Below are 15,799 nucleotides of genomic sequence, written 5' to 3'. Positions count from 1 at the left end.
GATTGGGTGGAGTTGCCGGCATTTTCGATCCTCCCGCTAGGTACGAGTAAACCGCGAAGTCGCGGCATGCGGTCCATGGGACTCCGGTCTACCAAGCCCTATACTGAGCCTGCACCCGATTTGCGGACTAGGCCGTTAAGTACGCTACGACGGGGCGACGAACCGCTTCGGCAAGACTTAGGGGGATGCAATGACGAACTCTTGGGCAAAGATCCGGTGATGGGACGAGCCCATCCCAATAACGGTGCACAGAACCAACAGATTGGCTCGAGCCGACTATACGAGGCGAATGTACACATCGCATCCTCTGTACACATCGCATCCTCAACGTCCCGGCGCAGTATTGGAGAAATGAAATGTCACTAGAAAGCATTGTTAACGCGGCTAAATCCGTTTTGCAGGATGCAGTCTCATCGCCGTCTGCCGACCCGGTTTCCGACCGCAACGAAGTTTTGGAGGATATGGATCTGGCCGAAAAGGCGTGGGCGACCGACGGTGTTCATTCAGGGACATGGTTCGTTCGTGATGGGGAGTATGTCGCATTTACACCCACCACGCGAAACGGGGCAACATTGACCATCGGTGGTCAAACGACGAACTTTATTCCCACTGATCGCTTTGCCGATTACCTGGTGAACATGCGATCCGCAATCAAAGCAGGCGAATTCGATCGTGAGATAGAAGGTGCACTGCATGGTTCGGCTAACTTCGGGGGATTGCCGAGGTTGCACTTCCAGCGGCAAGAGAAGGCAGCCCGGAAGATATCCGACAAGCGCAGCAGGATGCCGTACTGGTTCGTGAGGGGGCGCAATCCGGACGGATCGTTATCTGCAGTAGTGGGCAGTCGTTCGTAACGACTACTGCGAACAAGGTGGCTCGGCAAAACGGGGCTTGTCGATAAGCATCGAAGCGATCACTCGTCGGAACTAGCCCGGGCAATTGTAGAACCAACCCAAGCTGGGATTAGAAGGGATCCCGATGAGCGCAGATCGTGCCCCCCCAAAGTCGTGGTATTGCTCATTTTAAAATACTTGTCCTTCGGGAGGAGGCGGTCGCGATTCTGTGCTAATCCGAAGGTTCACCCCTACGGCAAGTCAATTGAATTCTATTCAGCCTTTTCGACCCAATATTTTTAGAACCGCAACGAACTTTCGACACCGAACTCCTGCGGCCGACCGGGTGTGTAGCGGTCGATGCCGAAACCGCCGAAATACCCCGTACGGGCCTGCTGCGTCACCTTGTCCAAGACGTTAGTCCCGTAAACGCCGATCCGCCAGCGCCCGTCAGCGTCAGGCGAGTAGTCGAGCCGGAACCCGACCAGTGCATAAGCCGGCAAGCGGCAAACATAGTCGGCACCCGACTGGCACGCGGGCTTCTTGCCAACACCTCGTACGTCGACACTGGGTGTCACAAGCCCACCTCCAACATGCAGATCATAGGCTACGGCCGCGCTGTAGGTGTATTTCGGTGCGGAATTGACTGGCGTATCGAGCGTTAGCGTTACGGCGTTCGGGCGAATGCTGTCATAGCCCTGCGTCAGATACGAGACGTTGCCTCGTACCGTCAGATCCCGCACCGGCCGCAGCACGAATTCGCCTTCGAACCCTGCCTCGTGAGCAGACGCCGCGCTTTGAACCTGGCGCGTAGAGACGTTGCCGACCAGGACGTTCACGCTCGCCTGGATGTCGGTGTATTTCTGATAGAAGCCGGAAAGGTTGATCACTGCCCGCCGGTCGAGAAGGTCGAGCTTCACGCCGGCTTCGTACGACCACAGCTTTTCGGGGTCGTAGGAAGACGGGAAGCGTCCGTCGGCTGAAGGGCCGCCCAATTGCTGGTTGAAGCCGCCGGAATTGTAACCGTGTGCGGCAGTTAGATAGGTGAAGACCGTGTCGGACCAGCGATAGGAAAGCTGAAGCTTCGGATCGAAGCCGTCCCAGTGATCGGTATCGCGCGCTGTGAATGGGGCACCACCGCAATTGGCGATCCCTCCGAGAAAGTCGCCGTTGAAATAGCCGCACTGCGTCGGCACGCCGTTGTAGAGGAACGTGTTCTCCCGGCCGGCGAAGAAGACGTAGCTCGAGCCCGTCTTGCGATCATAGGTGTAACGCCCGCCGAGAGTCGCCTCCAGTTTCGGCGTGATCTTGTACGACGCCTGCGCGAAGGCTGCGTAGCTGCGATACTTGAGCGAGGCGTCGTAGACGTAGCCAAGCGGGTCGATCCAGTCGGGTCCGGTATCCTGGAGGAAGTCCGTCTTCTGCTGGAAATAGAAGGCGCCCGCGAGAAACGTCAGGCGGTCGTCCAGAATGGTGCCCCCGATCGTAAGCTCCTGTGTGAACTGCGTGCTGCGAGTGTCATCATATTCCGCGTAGATGTCAGTCGGGGCGTCGTTCACTGGCGTGTAGAACTGGGCGCGCGAGCGGCGATACGCGGTAATCGAGTGCAGGGCGATGCCGCCGCCTAGATCATAGCCGAGCCGGCCGTTTAGTGTCGTTGCGTCGGTGTTGTTGAAGGGGCCACGGCCCGCATAACGAGAGATACCGCCCGCATCGCCACCGCGCGCGATGTCTGTCACGGCCGCGCTGGTAGGCGCAAGGAGAGTGGCGCCGCCATAGACGGTGTAGTCCTTCCCCCAGCACTGGATAGGCCGTGCAATAGGGGACGGCGTGGAGGGCATCGTAGTTTTGGATGTATCCCGCCGTGGAAAGGCAGCCGACGGGTATGGTCGCGCCGCCATCGGTTTTCGACCGGTTATATTCGCCGAGCAGATCGATCGTCAAAGGCCCGCCCTTGTCGACACGCAGCTGAAGGCGGCCCGACTGATTGTTGACGATCCCGCTGCGGTCGTCGTCTAGAACGTGCTTGATATAGCCGCGTACGCTCTGCGTGCGAAAGCTTGCCCGGGCATAGACGCCATCGGTCAGCGGCACGTTGAGCGCACCCTCGGTATCGATCCGCCTGAAGCTGCCAGCGCGGACCTGCGCATAGCCTTCGAATCGATCGGTCGGACGCTGTGTCGTGAGCAACACCGCGCCTGCCGTCGTGTTTTTACCAAACAGCGTTCCCTGAGGACCCTTCAGGACCTGCAACGACGCGACGTCGTAGAAGTAGAGGTCGTTGCCTTCCTGCCGGCTGACGTACATCTCGTCGACGTAGAAGCCGGCCTTGGTGTCCGAATTGACCTGATTGAAGGTCTGCCCGATTCCGCGAATGGTAAAGCTCGTGCCGCCCGACAGCAGGGGTACCAGTTCTAGATTGGATACGGCGCCGCGCAGATCCTGGAAGTTGCGGATGTTCTGCTGGACCAGGTTTTTGCCTGATAGAACCGTCGCGGAAACTGGCGTGGTCAGCAGACTCTCTTCCCGGCGACGAGCGGTGACCGTGATCTCGCCAACGTCGTCCGTAGGGCCGACCTCGACCGCGTTAGTCGACTGCGCGGTAACTGGCGAAGCTGCCATGCCTGCTATGAGTGCGAGCGCCGAGAGCGCGCGCGTCGTCGATGACGGATGTGCTGCCATGATACCCCTTTATGTCAGCGTTTGCCGCTGCTTGCCCTGTATGGCGATATGCCTATGCTGACAGTGGGAATTGTGGACAGAGCTTTTGTTTTGCGCTGCATCGCTCGGCTTTCGGTGCCTGGCATGGCGTGATTTTCATCCTGCAGATCAGCTAGCTGACAATCGAGTGGGTGAGGGCGGAGAGATGGTCACCAAGCCATTGCGGAGGCTTCATCGACAGGCACGAGCGGAACGCCGGCGACGATCCGCGGATCGATGACAAAGTCGCGCGCGATTTCCCGTGCGGTCATCTTGGCGGACATCATCACCGAGGGCGTCCCGCCGCCGGGCTGCGTACCCTGGCCAACTAGGTAGAGGTTGGCGACATCCTCGCTCCGGTTGTGCGGGCGGAAGAATGCTGTCTGCGTCATTCGTGGCTCGACCCCGAAGCCATTGCCGAGATGCGATCCCAGCACCTCTTTGAAATAGTCCGGCGTCACGAAGCTGCGATGGACGATCCGCTCACGCAGGCCGGGGATGTATCCCCGCTCGTCGAGGAATTTCAGCACCGTATCGGCAAAGCCCTCACCGATCGCGTCCCAGTCGATATCGCTCTGGTTGTTCGGGACCGGGATCAGAGTGTACGCCGCGTGGTGCCCCGGCAGGGCGAGGCTGGGGTCGGTAATCGTCGGGATGTGGAGATATTGCGAAAAGTCATCGGCGAGGATCTTGCGCTCGAAGATGTCGGTCAGAAGCTCTTCGTAGCGCGGGCCGAGGATGATGTTGTGATGACGCAGGTCGGGGTCGCCATCCTGCATCCGGTACCCGAAATAGATCACCATCAGCGACATGCTCTGTTTGCGGAACTTGACGAGCGCGTCGCGATTGATCCGCCGGTGCGCCTTGTCGACGAGCCTCAGATAGGTCGTCGCATAGTCCGCGTTCGAGACGACGAGATCGGCCGCCAGCGTTTCGCCGTTCGCCAGCCTCACGCCGGTCGCGACGCGCTTGCGGCCGCGCTTCTCGACATCGATCCGATCAACCTTGGCGTTCAACCGTACCGATCCGCCCAGTTCCTCGAACTTGCGAACCATCGCCGCGACGAGCGCGCCGGTGCCGCCGACCGCAAAATGCACGCCCCAGGTCTTTTCGACGAAATGGATCATCGCATAGATTGCGGGGACCTTCAGCGGGTTGCCGCCGATAAGCAGCGGCTCGAAGCTGAACACCTGCCGCATCTTGTCGCTTTTGAAATATTTCGAGATCAGCGAGAATAGCGGTTGGATCGCGCCGAGCTTGAGCAGGTCGGGAAGGACGCCGACCATCGAGCCTAGCGAGCCGAAATACGTATAGCCCAGTTCGAGGAAGCCGCGCTGGAAGATCGCGCGCGCAGCCTCGTGGAAGCGTTCGTAGCCGTCGAGATCCTCGGGTGCCAATCGCGCAATCTGCGCGCGCACGTTGACCGGATCGGCGTCGTAATCGAAGAAGGTGCCGTCATCGAAATAGATTCGGTAGAACGGCAGAATCGGCACGATGTCGACATACCGGCGCGTGTTTGGGCCCCCGCTGGCGCCTGATACAACACGGCTGCCCTCTGAGAGCACCGATGGCGGAAAGTCCGGTTCGTCGAGCATCGCTACGTCCCGTTCGAGCGAGAACAGCTCCTCGATGAAATGCGGGACGGTGAGCACGGTCGGCCCCATGTCGAAGATGAAGCCGTCGACGCGGCGGACGTAGGCGCGACCGCCGACATCGGCGAGCTGTTCAACGATCTGCGTATTGAAGCCAAGGCTCTGCAGGCGGATCGCGCAGGCGATGCCGCCGATCCCCGATCCGATTACTATAGCGCGTTGGCGGGTCATGACGGTCGTCTTTCCTGGAATTCGGGAGATGGTATCGTCGCTGCGCAACCAGTAGTTTGATCCGGTGCGATGACCATTGCTGCGGCACTTCGACGGTGGCGAGTGATTGAAACGCCCGAGCGATGCTGGCGGGGTCAAAAACTGAGATAATATTCCTGCAAATGGCAGCCAGTCCGCCCATCACCAGCGTAATCTAGGATGGCTTGGATATTGGTCGTGGGCGACCCTGAACTTATTCGTTCGGTCGAGCGGTATCTACTCGAAAGAAGCCGATTGCGTAACGCTTGTAGCGCTGTCGCTTCGGCCTTCGACTTTGTTAGGGAAAGCCTTGTCACCCTCGTTGTCCGCTTCGGTCGACTGGTTTGTAGCGCTTGCCCTATCGCCTGCCGCACCCGTTCGAGCGCTCGGATGGAAGATCCGAGTGCCGCTATCGCCGAACATAGGTTCTTTCGTGAGGTGTTGAGCGTCCGGTAGATTATAGCAGGCAGCGTGATCGTCATTGGCGTCTTATTGACCACGCTTTTCTGAGCGCCACGCCTGAGTAAAACGTCGGGTGGGACGGCAACCTTCACGACCCGGTCAATGAAGGGGATCAGCCAATACCACTCCGGTCCCTTGGTAGTCCCCAGTCGGCCGAGGCGAAACAAGACCGCGCGCTGATACTCCTGAATTATCCCGAACGTACGGGATGCCACGACCAACAAAACGATAAGCGGCAGGGCAATGACGAATAGATAGGGCATCGATCCTCCGGGCGGGCGGCACTTACGGTTTGAGCAGGGGATCGAATACGTCCTGCCGGGATATTTAGCGAGATGCTGGCGGTGTCGCTGCCGCCTGGACACGTCGTCAGAAGCGAATACATCCGTATGATGTTCTGGCGCCACTGCCTATCGCTGCTGCTTTACGGGATCGGCAATCTGTCCACTACCGCACAGGCGCAGCGCGCTGGCTTGTGGGAAAGCCGCAGCGAGGTGGCCGGACGGCCCGCAATGCCTGCTGGCCGGGAGTGCATGCCCGCCGATCTCCCGCGGCGCGCCATGGCTCGGTGGCCGACCGATTGCAGCGTGATCGGCCCGGTCGAGACTCAATCTGGAGCGTTCGTCCAGGCGGCGTGTCGCAGCGGGAACAGCGTCACGCTGGCCATCAGACGCGAACTGACCGAGAACAGCGATCGCGATTACACCATCATCACTACCAGCCGGATCGATCGCATCGGGGGCGCTCCACAAATTCTGCCGACGACCATGCTCCGCGCGCGTTATGTTGGCCCCTGTCCAGATCGGCGCGGGAGCACGGGTGAGGGCAAAGCATCGGCGAATACCAGCGGTTGGACGGCAGGCGCGGCGATACTGTGGATCGTTCAGCTCCTGACGTTCATCGGGTTTATCTATGCCTCAATCAAGGGTTGGCCTTGGGTGATCCGGCTGCTGGCACGCAGCCGTTACCAGCACGCTACTACTGCGAATATCACGATAGATCAGATGGGCGGGGCGCATATCCCGGTACTTGCGACCTTTGCAGGCGTGCGGGGTCTGCCTTGGTGGTATGCGGTAGCGACGAACAACGCCAAGCCGTCCTTGGTCGTTACGCCAGATGGACTCGACTTTCGGGTGGTTAGCCGGCACCGGCGATCATGGGACGAGATCGAGCGCATCGACGTCCGCCAGGCCCCGGGCACCGTCAATTTGGATGTCACCTTCCGTGGTGCCTTGCTGACGTTCAGCGCTAATCTTGGAACTGTGCCGCTTGCCGCTCACGTCCTGTCGCTGATCCCCGCTTCCGTGCCGCTTTCGAATTGCGCCCTGGTAGTCAAGGCCATGTCAGCATGAACCTTTTGATCGTTTCAATGCTCATCAGCGCCGGCGTCGGCGGAGTAATCGCATCCTTCAAGGGACGTTCGCCTGCGCTTTGGATGAGTCTTGGCCTGTGTACAGGTCCTATCGCGGTAGCGCTGGTCTTGTGTCTTTCTAATCGGAAGGAAGGGAAACCATCGAAGCGACCTGCCTTGACGCCACCCGTCCCGAAGCGTTCCATCGTTGACGAGATCCATGGGCTCGCGGAAATGCGCGAGCGTGGGCTCATCAACGATGACGAGTTTTTACAGGGGAAGGTACAAATCCTCGCCTGGCCGGTATCGTCACCAATCCCGCCTGCTCTCACCCCGCAGCGGGTGTGGGCGGATGGCAGGCGGACCTGGGCAAGCTATCAATCTGCCACGCGGGCCTCGCTGGAGCAGTTTGCGCGAAGACATGCACTCGACCCTTCGTGGCGCAGCGATGTGCCACTTGAGGTGCCCTGTACGTTTCTCGTTCAACCGGGGCTGTCGTTCGAGCTGTCGCTGGCATTGGAGAAGGGCACGATCCATTGCTGGGGGGCAGGATGGGATCTGGACCCTATCGATCTGCATCGTCCGGAGCAGGGACTGCCGCCTGAGCTCGAAGCGGCGCTCGATGCACTTGTCTGTGGGGCGGGACGCGTTGTGATCCGGCAAACGTTGGGGGCTACGGCGCCGTTCTGGGTTACCCTGCAGACGAAGACCGACGGCCGCTGGCATACGGTCCGGCGTCGATGCGGCATCCCGGCTTCGCCGATTTGGCGGCGAACGATCGTCACTAATACCGATGTCAGCCAGGCATGACGAGCGACAGGATCGCAAGCCTGCACCGAACCGATCGACTACGAGCTTGGAGCTTTGAATCGGCAGAAGATGGTCTTGTGCATACTATCTAGCTGAAGGCGTACTGCCAGATTTAAGGTTCCTGAAGGAAGGCTGCATGCGGGTGCGAAACAGCGTTGGCCAATCGCCAGACCCGCCGCCGCACCGCTGCTGGAGCGTGTAAGACGATAGGTGGAAATTAGCGCCGTCATAGGTCCATTCCTGCGCTGACCCACAATCGGCCATGCCGCGCCCCTTCGCATATTGACCAAAGACGCGATTGGCGGCGTCATAGCTGCCCTCGACATATTCGCCGCGACTCTCGGAATCTTGCGGGGCAGAGGGCAGGGGATCCGGCAGCATCAGCAGCCTAGCTTTGCCCGGATCAGCACGCGGCACGATGAAAGCGAGCACCGAGGTCTGGTACGCGAACCGACCGCAGCCCAGCAGGACGATTGCACTGGATGCATCGAGCGGATCAGCGCTGTCGCCGACGCCAGCCTCCCGGTCGCAATCATGGGCGGCTAGTACAGGCCCCTGCAGCCGACGCACGCTTCGGGCGAGCGCGTCGGGTTTCGCCAAGGGACTCGGCTTCGGCCCCTGGGTCACCGTCGGTGGTAGAATAGGCGCGGGCGTGGTTGTAGCGGAGCGGGGGCCGGGGCGTCCCAACGCGCTGACGTTGCCGATGCGGCCTTGCGCCTCATCCATCGCGATCAGGACCGCAGCCAGCCCGCGAAGCGGTACGCGCGAGCCGCGGCTTTTTCCTGACCAAGATACCGTTTTGGCATCGCGCATTTCGCGGACGAACGACAGCGCATCGACGTCATCAATACTCGCGCCGCGGTTCTCGTCGAACCTTTCCCATTTTGGTCGACGCCGCGGCATAGCATCGTCGATCCGAATGGTGTTCGGGTCGAAGCTCGAACCCGCCGTGACGTCGACAGTTAGGTCTCCAGCCGGCCCAGCCCCGCGGGCGATTACAATCCCGGCATCCTCGTCATACGGATTGGTGTCGCCGTCATGATCGCCAAGAAGGTATTTGGCGACACACTGACGCGTGTTGTCACAGACAATTATCCAGTCTCCGATCTCGCGGTAAAGCGGCTGGATGCCTGGCGGAAAGGCCGGGCGCGCCAAAGCCTGCGCCGCGACAGCGGCAGGGAAGGCTAGCGCGCAACGAAGCGCCAAGGACAGTTGCGCAGCGCTTCGCATCAGCGCCGCTCCAGCGTCCAGACCAGATCGGCACCGGTACGCACTGGCGCCGGAACGGACAGATAGCCTGCGTCCCAAGCCAGGGTCCGCCATGGACTAGCCGCATTACGGCCGAGCAGCGCCACTACCGTGTCGAAGACGTCCGGATCGCCGTTACCCGCCCACACGTTGCGCGACAGTACAAAGTCGTCGCCAAATGCCGTCCAGGACGCATAGCTACGGCGAACATCGCGAGCGACATCGAGTATGTACGCCCATGCCTCGTCCTCCTCGAGCCAGCCAAGCATAAGACCGTCGCGCGCCAGCATGATCCCGCGTGCGGCGTCGAACGCCAGCAACGACGATGATCGGATACCCTGCAGATCGGCCTGGACTGCATCGAGCCGCCATAGATTGGCCGTTGCTTCCTCTGCCTCGTCGCCCCCCTCACGAATGGTGGCGCGTAGTTCCTCGCGCATCGAGGCAACCGCGGGGCGCCAGATCATCGCATAATAGCGCAGCTTCAACGCCAGACGATGGCGGTGCCCTTCGCTGCCCAAATGATTCATCGCTTCGATCAGCGACGCTCGGTCATCAATTCCCCCAATCGCGCGCAAGCATGGCGCGCTCGCCATCGGCTTCGACTGCCTCAGGGAGCCCGTCGACCGGGTGACCATGGCCGACATGATAAGGGGCCCCGACGGCGTAGGCCCAGCGCTGCTCAACCGATGCAAACGGGCGCTTGGCGCCGAACACCGCGATGTCCGCCATCACTTCTTCTCCTGCGGTACGGGATAGCGGCGGATCTCCGACCACACGCCGTCACTGGTGCGTATGCGCATCGAAATCGCGGTGATGCTGGGCGGCGCGACGAAGCCGATCGGCGCGTCGAACTGCGGTAGCGGAAAGACGGTGTTCGGCTTCTCGTCGTTGTAGCCTACGCGCAGGTCTTGGATCGCATGTCGCATCCGCATGACCGGCGCCCAGTCGACGCGGACACCGTCCGGCTCCTGCACCATGTCGACCCACCTCACCTTGGGATCCTTAAGCAGCGGGAGCGCGACGCTTGCCGACAGCGCGGTGTCGGTACCGCCATACGTAGGACGATCTGACTTGTAGAAGACTTTGCCGAGAACGACCGCGCCGACGAGCGCAACCGTGGCGGCGCGTATCTTCCACTTCGTCTTGCCGGAAAGGGTCGGGATGATGGGTGTTACCGTACCGACCGGCGGTGACACCGCCGCCTGGCTCGACGTGGTGACAGGCTCACCGAGAAGCGGCGGGCCTTCGACCGCCTGCCGCAGCAGCGCGAGCGTCCCTCCGTCCAGCCGCCTGATCAGCAACCCACCGTGCGAGAGGAACTGATCGAAGATGCCACGGATCTCGGCGCGTTGCTCGGGGCCGATCCCGTCTCTGGTCAGCCGTTCCAGTGCCTCTCCATAAGGCGCGAGCACCAGTGCCTCGAGCTGTCCCTCCGGCACCCGCGCATAGGCGGAAAAGGCGGCAAAGAAGTCCTCCGCCGCAATTCGATCGAGCACCATCGCATGATGCTCGGGATCACGCCGCGCTGCGTAGCCTTGCGTGTCGCGCCAATCGAACAGGCGGACGAGATGCAAGAACAGGGAAGGAGAGAGCGTCCGTTCAAGCGCGACGTGGTCCAGCAAAGCGCCCTCGATTACCTCGCTGGCGGCAGATCCGGGCGGGTACGATGCGCGGGTGTCATCAACTAATGCGATTGCGCCCGTTTCGTCACCCGCGGTACGGCGTGCGGCGAGCGCGGCAATGAATTCATCCGCATCCACCGCGCTTTGAATAATAGGCGCGGGTGTCGAACGGCAGGCTTGCAAGGCAGCCTCATAGGCAGCACGCAGGCGCTGGAAGCCTTCCGGATCCACCTCCGGTCCGGTCGTTTTCAATCGCTCGCGATAGGCTCGACGAACAACGTCAGCCGCGTCGGTCGGCGCGATCCCGAGGCAGACCCAGTCTTCCGGTGTTGGCATGTTGCTCATCGGTATGCTTCCAGCTCGTGAAGCAGGCGAGCAAGTTCGGTCCCGACCTGTTCGATATTTGCAGGTTCCTGCGTTTCGATCGCTGCCTCGAACCGGCCGAGCATGGCGCCCAACTGGTCACGGTCGCTGCCGAGCCGTTCCTCAAAAACCCGTTCGCCGCGCGCCAGCAGCAGCCGGTTGACCGCCTGCTCACGGGGGTGGATCTTCAGTGCGGCTAACGCCGCCAGCCGACTTTCCGCCTCCTCCGGTGTGGCCGTGTCCGGTCCGTGTTGGATGACGATGCGCTCGGACGCACCGTCGGCTTCCGCCTTAGCGCTCACCTCAAGGATGCCGTTGACGTCGTAAGTGAAGCGCACCTCGATCGACTGGTCGGCAATACGCCGGGGCGACAGCGCCAGCTCGAAACTGCCGAGCGGAATATTGTCGCGTACCAACCGCGCCTCGCCTTGGAAGATGCGGACCTCCACCTCGCGCTGGAAGTCGCGCCCTGGCACCACCGATCGCATCCGGCTGACCGGCACGACGGTGTTGCGCTCGATCACTGGCAGCATCCGTCCCAGAGACGACGCGCCGGGTCGCCCCTCGTTCACCTCGATGCCAAGCGTGTAGGGCGCGACGTCGGTCAACACGATGTCTGATAGCGCAGCAGACCGCATCTTCAGTCCCGCCTGCACGCCGGCACCGCGCCCGACCACCTCGTCGGGGTCAAGCCGTTGCAGCGGCAGGCGTCCAAACAGTCGAGCCGCCTCGCGCCGCACAATGGGCATCCGGGTTGCGCCGCCTGCCAACACGACGTGGGACAATTCCTCGGGTCGGATGCGACTGTCCGACAGCGCCCGCGCGATCGGCGTGCGCAGCCGTTCGAGCAACGGCTCCGCGACGCGCGCGAAGATCTCAGTTGTTAGTTCCGCCTCACGCGTCGTTCCGTCGGGCAACGTGAGTGACATGCTGGCGACCGGCGCGCCGCTTAGCACGCGGCGTGCCGCCTCCGCCGCGCGACGCAGGCGGGCCGTGGGCATTTGGCCTTCCGGCCTCAGCCCATCGGGCATCGCCATACCAACCGCCCCGGCGAACCATGCGGCCACCACATCGTCGAAGTCCTCGCCGCCGAGAAAGTTGTCGCCCGCCGTGGCACGGACCTCGACGATGCCGTCGTTCATTTCCAGGACGGACACATCAAATGTGCCCCCGCCCAGGTCAAAGACCAGCACCGGTCCATCGGCAGTGTCACGCTCTGCCAAGCCATAGGCAAGCGCAGCAGCGGTCGGCTCGTTCAGGACCCGCTCGACCTTCAGTCCGGCAAGCTCACCCGCTGACCGCGTGGCCCGACGCTGCGCATCGCTGAAATAAGCCGGCACCGTGATGACGGCCTCGTTGATCGGCTCCCCTAGCAACGCTTCCGCATCCGCATGTAGCGAGCGAATGATGAAGGACGACAATTCCTCCGCGTGGAACGACCGCGTGCCGAGCGGGATGCGGCGCGACGTCCCCATATAGCGCTTGAACGCAGCCGCGGTCATCTCTGGATGGCTCGTCAGCCGCTCGCGCGCGGCCGCGCCGACCACGATCTCACCCGTCTTGTCGAGACTGACCACCGATGGCGTCAGCACGCTACCTAGTGCGTTCGGAACCAGCTCCACGCCGTCGCGCCAGATCGCCGCCAGCGAATTGGTTGTGCCGAGATCGATGCCAAGGATCATAGACGGCGTGCCTTCTGTTCGATCGTCATGCAGCGGGCCATGTCAGCGTTCGCCAAGGGCTTATCGGATCGTCCACCAGTCGCTGGACCGTGCGTGCTAACACCTTGCGGCCGAGCACGTTACTGCCTGCAGCGTCGCACTCACTATGCAGGAACGCCTGTCCGTACGCGTTCCAAGACGCGAAGCGCGCTGCTGCGATAGAAATGGCAGGTGCGGCCCAAATCAACGCTTGATCGGCATCGGTATATCCCAGACCAGCGGCACCGGCTGCAACATGGCACGCTCGGACAAGCGAGACCGCGGATTGTTCCTCTGGAGCATTACGAGCCTTCTCAAGCAGTGCCCGCGTCAGCACTTCAGCGCTCTCGGCGTCCTCCACGTCAAAATCGCGCGCGATAAGGGTCTTCCAATAGTTAAGCTCTTTTGGTGGAAGATCCATGCACAGAAGGTGGATTGGCGGACGCGTCTCGGTAGCTGCAGCGGCAAGTTCGCCGAGGAACGTTTCGCGATACGGAGCGGCGAACGCGGTCACGATCCGCTCCATCGGCGGAGCAAGAGCGAGACGCGTTTTTAACGCGGATAAGCGCTCCGTAACATCCAGCGTTTTGGAGGCCTTTTCCGCGTCGATTTCCTCTCGAGCTTCCGCAAGCCCTTCGCTGGCCCCCTCGCGTACCGCTGCGATCATGTCCTTCAACAATGCGAACATTATGCCCCTCGTCAAATGCCGGTTGCCAAACAGGTCGATACCCGCCGCGATACGTTCTGTCATTGCGGAACGGAGCTCAATATTACGCGCTCACGCTATCACGAAAAACCTCGCTGGAAGAACGACAGCACTGAGTTCTTCCGCGCTAAAACAGCTTTGGCTACCACTCACGAATGACTGTTAGATCGCCGCCCTTGGTGGAGACCCATCACCCGGTGTAATCCACATAGCCCGACTTCCCTGGCGTCTTACCCTGCTGGAGCGTAATCTGATCGTCATCAGATGACCAATCGCCACGTGCTGCCTCGTATTACGGAATCGTGGCCGACCTTCTCAAAAGGGGATCGAATTTCGAGAATCGAAGCTAACACACGCCGCGCTGCGAACGGCGTTCCTTCTACGACATCAGGGGGCGGTGGATCCGCTTACTGCCGGCCGGCACTGCTGGCAGCGTGATGGGGAAAGGGATAGACGAGCGACATGACTGACGATCCGAAATTATATCGGGAACGCGCGCAAGCCGCAAGAGCAGAGGCTGCTACTGCCATCCAATCCGAAGATCGTATGCGTGCGCTTAGTTCGGCCGGGCGGTGGGAGGAAATGGCCGATCGCGCGCAACGGGTTCGCACTTCCGCAACCCAACAGACCACCCTCCCGCCACGTACAACAACGCAACTAGAGCGGCAGTGGCCATCGCCGTTGATGATGGTTTTTGCCGTCATTTTACTTGTCAATTTGCTGCTAATTTACCTCGCCTTCGAGGTGGAATTATCATCCCCGTCGGCGGGAGGCGATGCAGCTGGGAATGGCATGAGTGCTGGCTTCACGGCACTGATCGAATATGTCGCGCTGTCCATCGTCGGCATCCTCGCCCTTGTATTCATGCTGATCCGCAAACGGTGGTTCAGATTGGTGATGGTGACCTTGCTTGGGCTCAACGCTTTCGCGCTATTGATGCTAGTCTCGCTCATCCACGGCCATCCGTAGCGAACGCCTGTTCGCCAGGATAAATTTTAAACCCAAAGCGCGTTCGCCGGTACGGCGCACAACACCGGCTTTCGTGAAATTGATCCCAATCGAGACGATCGCGCTTAGCGTACGATTCCGAACATCCTCTAGCCGGCCCACTGTCAGGCCTTAGGAGAGCAAAAACAGCGGACGAGATGGTCGATAAGGAGGCGGAGAGCGTTCTCGCTTTTCATCACCGCGACGTGGCTGGCGCCGTGGGCGCATACACCGCGCCGAACCTGACCATGACCCGCGCCAGCGCGGCCTCGACTATTGCGGCGGGGGGCGCGGCCTTTCCACTCCAGTCGTCATTAATCGCGCGCACCTCTGCCTGAATCGCAGCGAGTTTCTCGCCCGCAAGCGTTGCATTGAACATGCCTTGCGCAACCCCGTCGACGGGCGTCGGGTCCGCTGGATACAGCTGGATCGCGTCGCCCCCCGCATCAGCAGGCGGCGCTTTCGCTATAACAGCGATCTCCAGCGCCCGGATGCGCCGCGCCCCATCGCTGGCGTGAAAGGCGATCGCCTCGCGCAGTTCAGCATCATCCAGCCGTCGTGCATAGACCGCACCTGTACGCGCCCATAGCGTCGGCAGCGCGGCTGTACGAGCACGCCGGTACTCTACCCGCATGGCCGCTACCATCGCGTCGATCAGGCCAGGGTGCGCCGCCTCGAGCGGCGTTAGGTCGAGATCCGCATGATAGGTCGGTGCGACACCCGCATTGAACGTGAGCGTCATCACCGCCTCGTCAAGTTCGGGTGGATAGATTAGTCGAGCAAGTGCAGTGCCGGCGTTAATCCGGCTGGCCGTGGTCTGTGCCGCAGCCGTGCCTATCGTCATCGATGCAAGCGCCGAAGCAGCAAACATGGCCAGTCCGCGCATTACAGCAGCGCGACTACGAAGAGGCTGACCAGCGCCAGCACGCACAGCAGCGCAATCCGGATGACGCGAACGCGGATCACAAGGAACAATAGCGCCAGCACGGCGACAACGATGGCGCCGAGTTCCACGAACACCGACCGAAACATGCTGGCCATGCCATTACCGGCCGCATCGCTGTTATAACCCCCCACGCGGCCCAGCTAGCGCGAGCCACAAAAGAAGGCCGTTCCAACCGGCAAGCGCCCACATCAACAGAGTAAGCTTGGTCGGCTTCCACCACGCAGTAC

The 15,799-nt window shown here is 61.3% G+C and carries 16 protein-coding genes; 4 read left to right on the top strand and 12 right to left on the bottom strand.

Annotation, left to right across the window (positions count from 1 at the left end; all coding sequences use genetic code 11):
- Positions 1-356 precede the first annotated feature (356 nt).
- A complete protein-coding gene (locus NHF48_RS23525; RefSeq protein WP_253072830.1) occupies positions 357-854 on the top strand; it encodes a hypothetical protein in 498 nt (165 codons plus the stop codon).
- 278 nt (positions 855-1,132) lie between these two features.
- Here the strand turns inward: NHF48_RS23525 and NHF48_RS23520 are convergent, their stop codons facing one another.
- From NHF48_RS23520 to NHF48_RS26385, 4 genes are all read right to left on the bottom strand, one after another.
- Complete coding sequence (locus NHF48_RS23520) at positions 1,133-2,572, bottom strand: TonB-dependent receptor (RefSeq protein ID WP_253072829.1); 1,440 nt, start codon at positions 2,570-2,572, stop codon at positions 1,133-1,135.
- Positions 2,463-3,515 (bottom strand): TonB-dependent receptor plug domain-containing protein, encoded by a 1,053-nt coding sequence (locus NHF48_RS25605; protein ID WP_253072828.1) that lies wholly within the window; start codon positions 3,513-3,515, stop codon positions 2,463-2,465. Before NHF48_RS25605 ends, NHF48_RS23520 begins: the two co-directional genes overlap by 110 nt.
- Positions 3,516-3,703: 188 nt before the next feature.
- On the bottom strand, positions 3,704-5,356 hold the full coding sequence (gene crtI / locus NHF48_RS23510; RefSeq protein WP_253072827.1) for a phytoene desaturase family protein: 1,653 nt from the start codon (positions 5,354-5,356) through the stop codon (positions 3,704-3,706).
- 134 nt (positions 5,357-5,490) lie between these two features.
- Complete coding sequence (locus NHF48_RS26385) at positions 5,491-6,099, bottom strand: SPFH domain-containing protein (protein WP_446741245.1); 609 nt, start codon at positions 6,097-6,099, stop codon at positions 5,491-5,493.
- Positions 6,100-6,171: 72 nt separating this feature from the next.
- Between NHF48_RS26385 and NHF48_RS23505 the strand changes: the two genes are divergently transcribed.
- Together NHF48_RS23505 and NHF48_RS23500 are read left to right on the top strand one after the other, a co-directional pair.
- The gene (locus NHF48_RS23505) at positions 6,172-7,188 is read left to right on the top strand and encodes a DUF3617 domain-containing protein (RefSeq protein ID WP_263817138.1); all 1,017 of its coding nucleotides are present in this window, start codon (positions 6,172-6,174) and stop codon (positions 7,186-7,188) included.
- Positions 7,185-7,997, top strand: a complete 813-nt coding sequence (locus NHF48_RS23500; RefSeq protein WP_253072825.1) for an SHOCT domain-containing protein — start codon at positions 7,185-7,187, stop codon at positions 7,995-7,997. The genes NHF48_RS23505 and NHF48_RS23500 overlap by 4 nt, the downstream gene beginning before the upstream one ends.
- An 84-nt stretch (positions 7,998-8,081) precedes the next feature.
- Here NHF48_RS23500 and NHF48_RS23495 read toward each other — a convergent pair whose 3' ends face one another.
- From NHF48_RS23495 to NHF48_RS23470, 6 genes are read right to left on the bottom strand one after another with little or no spacing between them, the layout of a single operon-like run.
- Positions 8,082-9,227 carry a DUF1176 domain-containing protein gene (locus tag NHF48_RS23495; protein WP_253072824.1) on the bottom strand — a complete coding sequence of 382 codons (1,146 nt, stop codon included), beginning with the start codon at positions 9,225-9,227 and terminating at the stop codon, positions 8,082-8,084.
- A complete protein-coding gene (locus tag NHF48_RS23490; protein ID WP_253072823.1) occupies positions 9,227-9,775 on the bottom strand; it encodes a DUF1266 domain-containing protein in 549 nt (182 codons plus the stop codon). Before NHF48_RS23490 ends, NHF48_RS23495 begins: the two co-directional genes overlap by 1 nt.
- Before the next feature lie 25 nt (positions 9,776-9,800).
- Positions 9,801-9,977 carry a hypothetical protein gene (locus NHF48_RS23485; RefSeq protein ID WP_253072822.1) on the bottom strand — a complete coding sequence of 59 codons (177 nt, stop codon included), beginning with the start codon at positions 9,975-9,977 and terminating at the stop codon, positions 9,801-9,803.
- Entirely contained in the window at positions 9,977-11,215 is a 1,239-nt protein-coding gene (locus NHF48_RS23480; protein WP_253072821.1) for a hypothetical protein, read from the bottom strand. Before NHF48_RS23480 ends, NHF48_RS23485 begins: the two co-directional genes overlap by 1 nt.
- A complete protein-coding gene (locus tag NHF48_RS23475; protein WP_253072820.1) occupies positions 11,212-12,915 on the bottom strand; it encodes an Hsp70 family protein in 1,704 nt (567 codons plus the stop codon). The genes NHF48_RS23480 and NHF48_RS23475 overlap by 4 nt, the downstream gene beginning before the upstream one ends.
- Positions 12,916-12,940: 25 nt before the next feature.
- On the bottom strand, positions 12,941-13,684 hold the full coding sequence (locus NHF48_RS23470; protein ID WP_253072819.1) for a DUF1266 domain-containing protein: 744 nt from the start codon (positions 13,682-13,684) through the stop codon (positions 12,941-12,943).
- Between the two features lie 417 nt (positions 13,685-14,101).
- Between NHF48_RS23470 and NHF48_RS23465 the strand changes: the two genes are divergently transcribed.
- Positions 14,102-14,608, top strand: a complete 507-nt coding sequence (locus NHF48_RS23465) for a hypothetical protein (RefSeq protein WP_253072818.1) — start codon at positions 14,102-14,104, stop codon at positions 14,606-14,608.
- Positions 14,609-14,822: 214 nt separating this feature from the next.
- Here the strand turns inward: NHF48_RS23465 and NHF48_RS23460 are convergent, their stop codons facing one another.
- Both NHF48_RS23460 and NHF48_RS23455 read right to left on the bottom strand, forming a co-directional pair.
- Positions 14,823-15,470, bottom strand: coding sequence for a hypothetical protein (locus NHF48_RS23460; RefSeq protein ID WP_253072817.1), 648 nt, complete (start codon positions 15,468-15,470; stop codon positions 14,823-14,825).
- Positions 15,471-15,511: 41 nt separating this feature from the next.
- A complete protein-coding gene (locus NHF48_RS23455; protein WP_253072816.1) occupies positions 15,512-15,667 on the bottom strand; it encodes a hypothetical protein in 156 nt (51 codons plus the stop codon).
- Between the last annotated feature and the right edge of the window lie 132 nt (positions 15,668-15,799).

This window comes from Sphingomonas sp. H160509, assembly GCF_024124765.2.
In the GTDB taxonomy this organism is placed as follows: Bacteria; Pseudomonadota; Alphaproteobacteria; order Sphingomonadales; family Sphingomonadaceae; genus Sphingomonas.
Note: the sequence above shows the minus strand (reverse complement) of the source record. Positions and strands in the feature narration are given on the sequence as shown.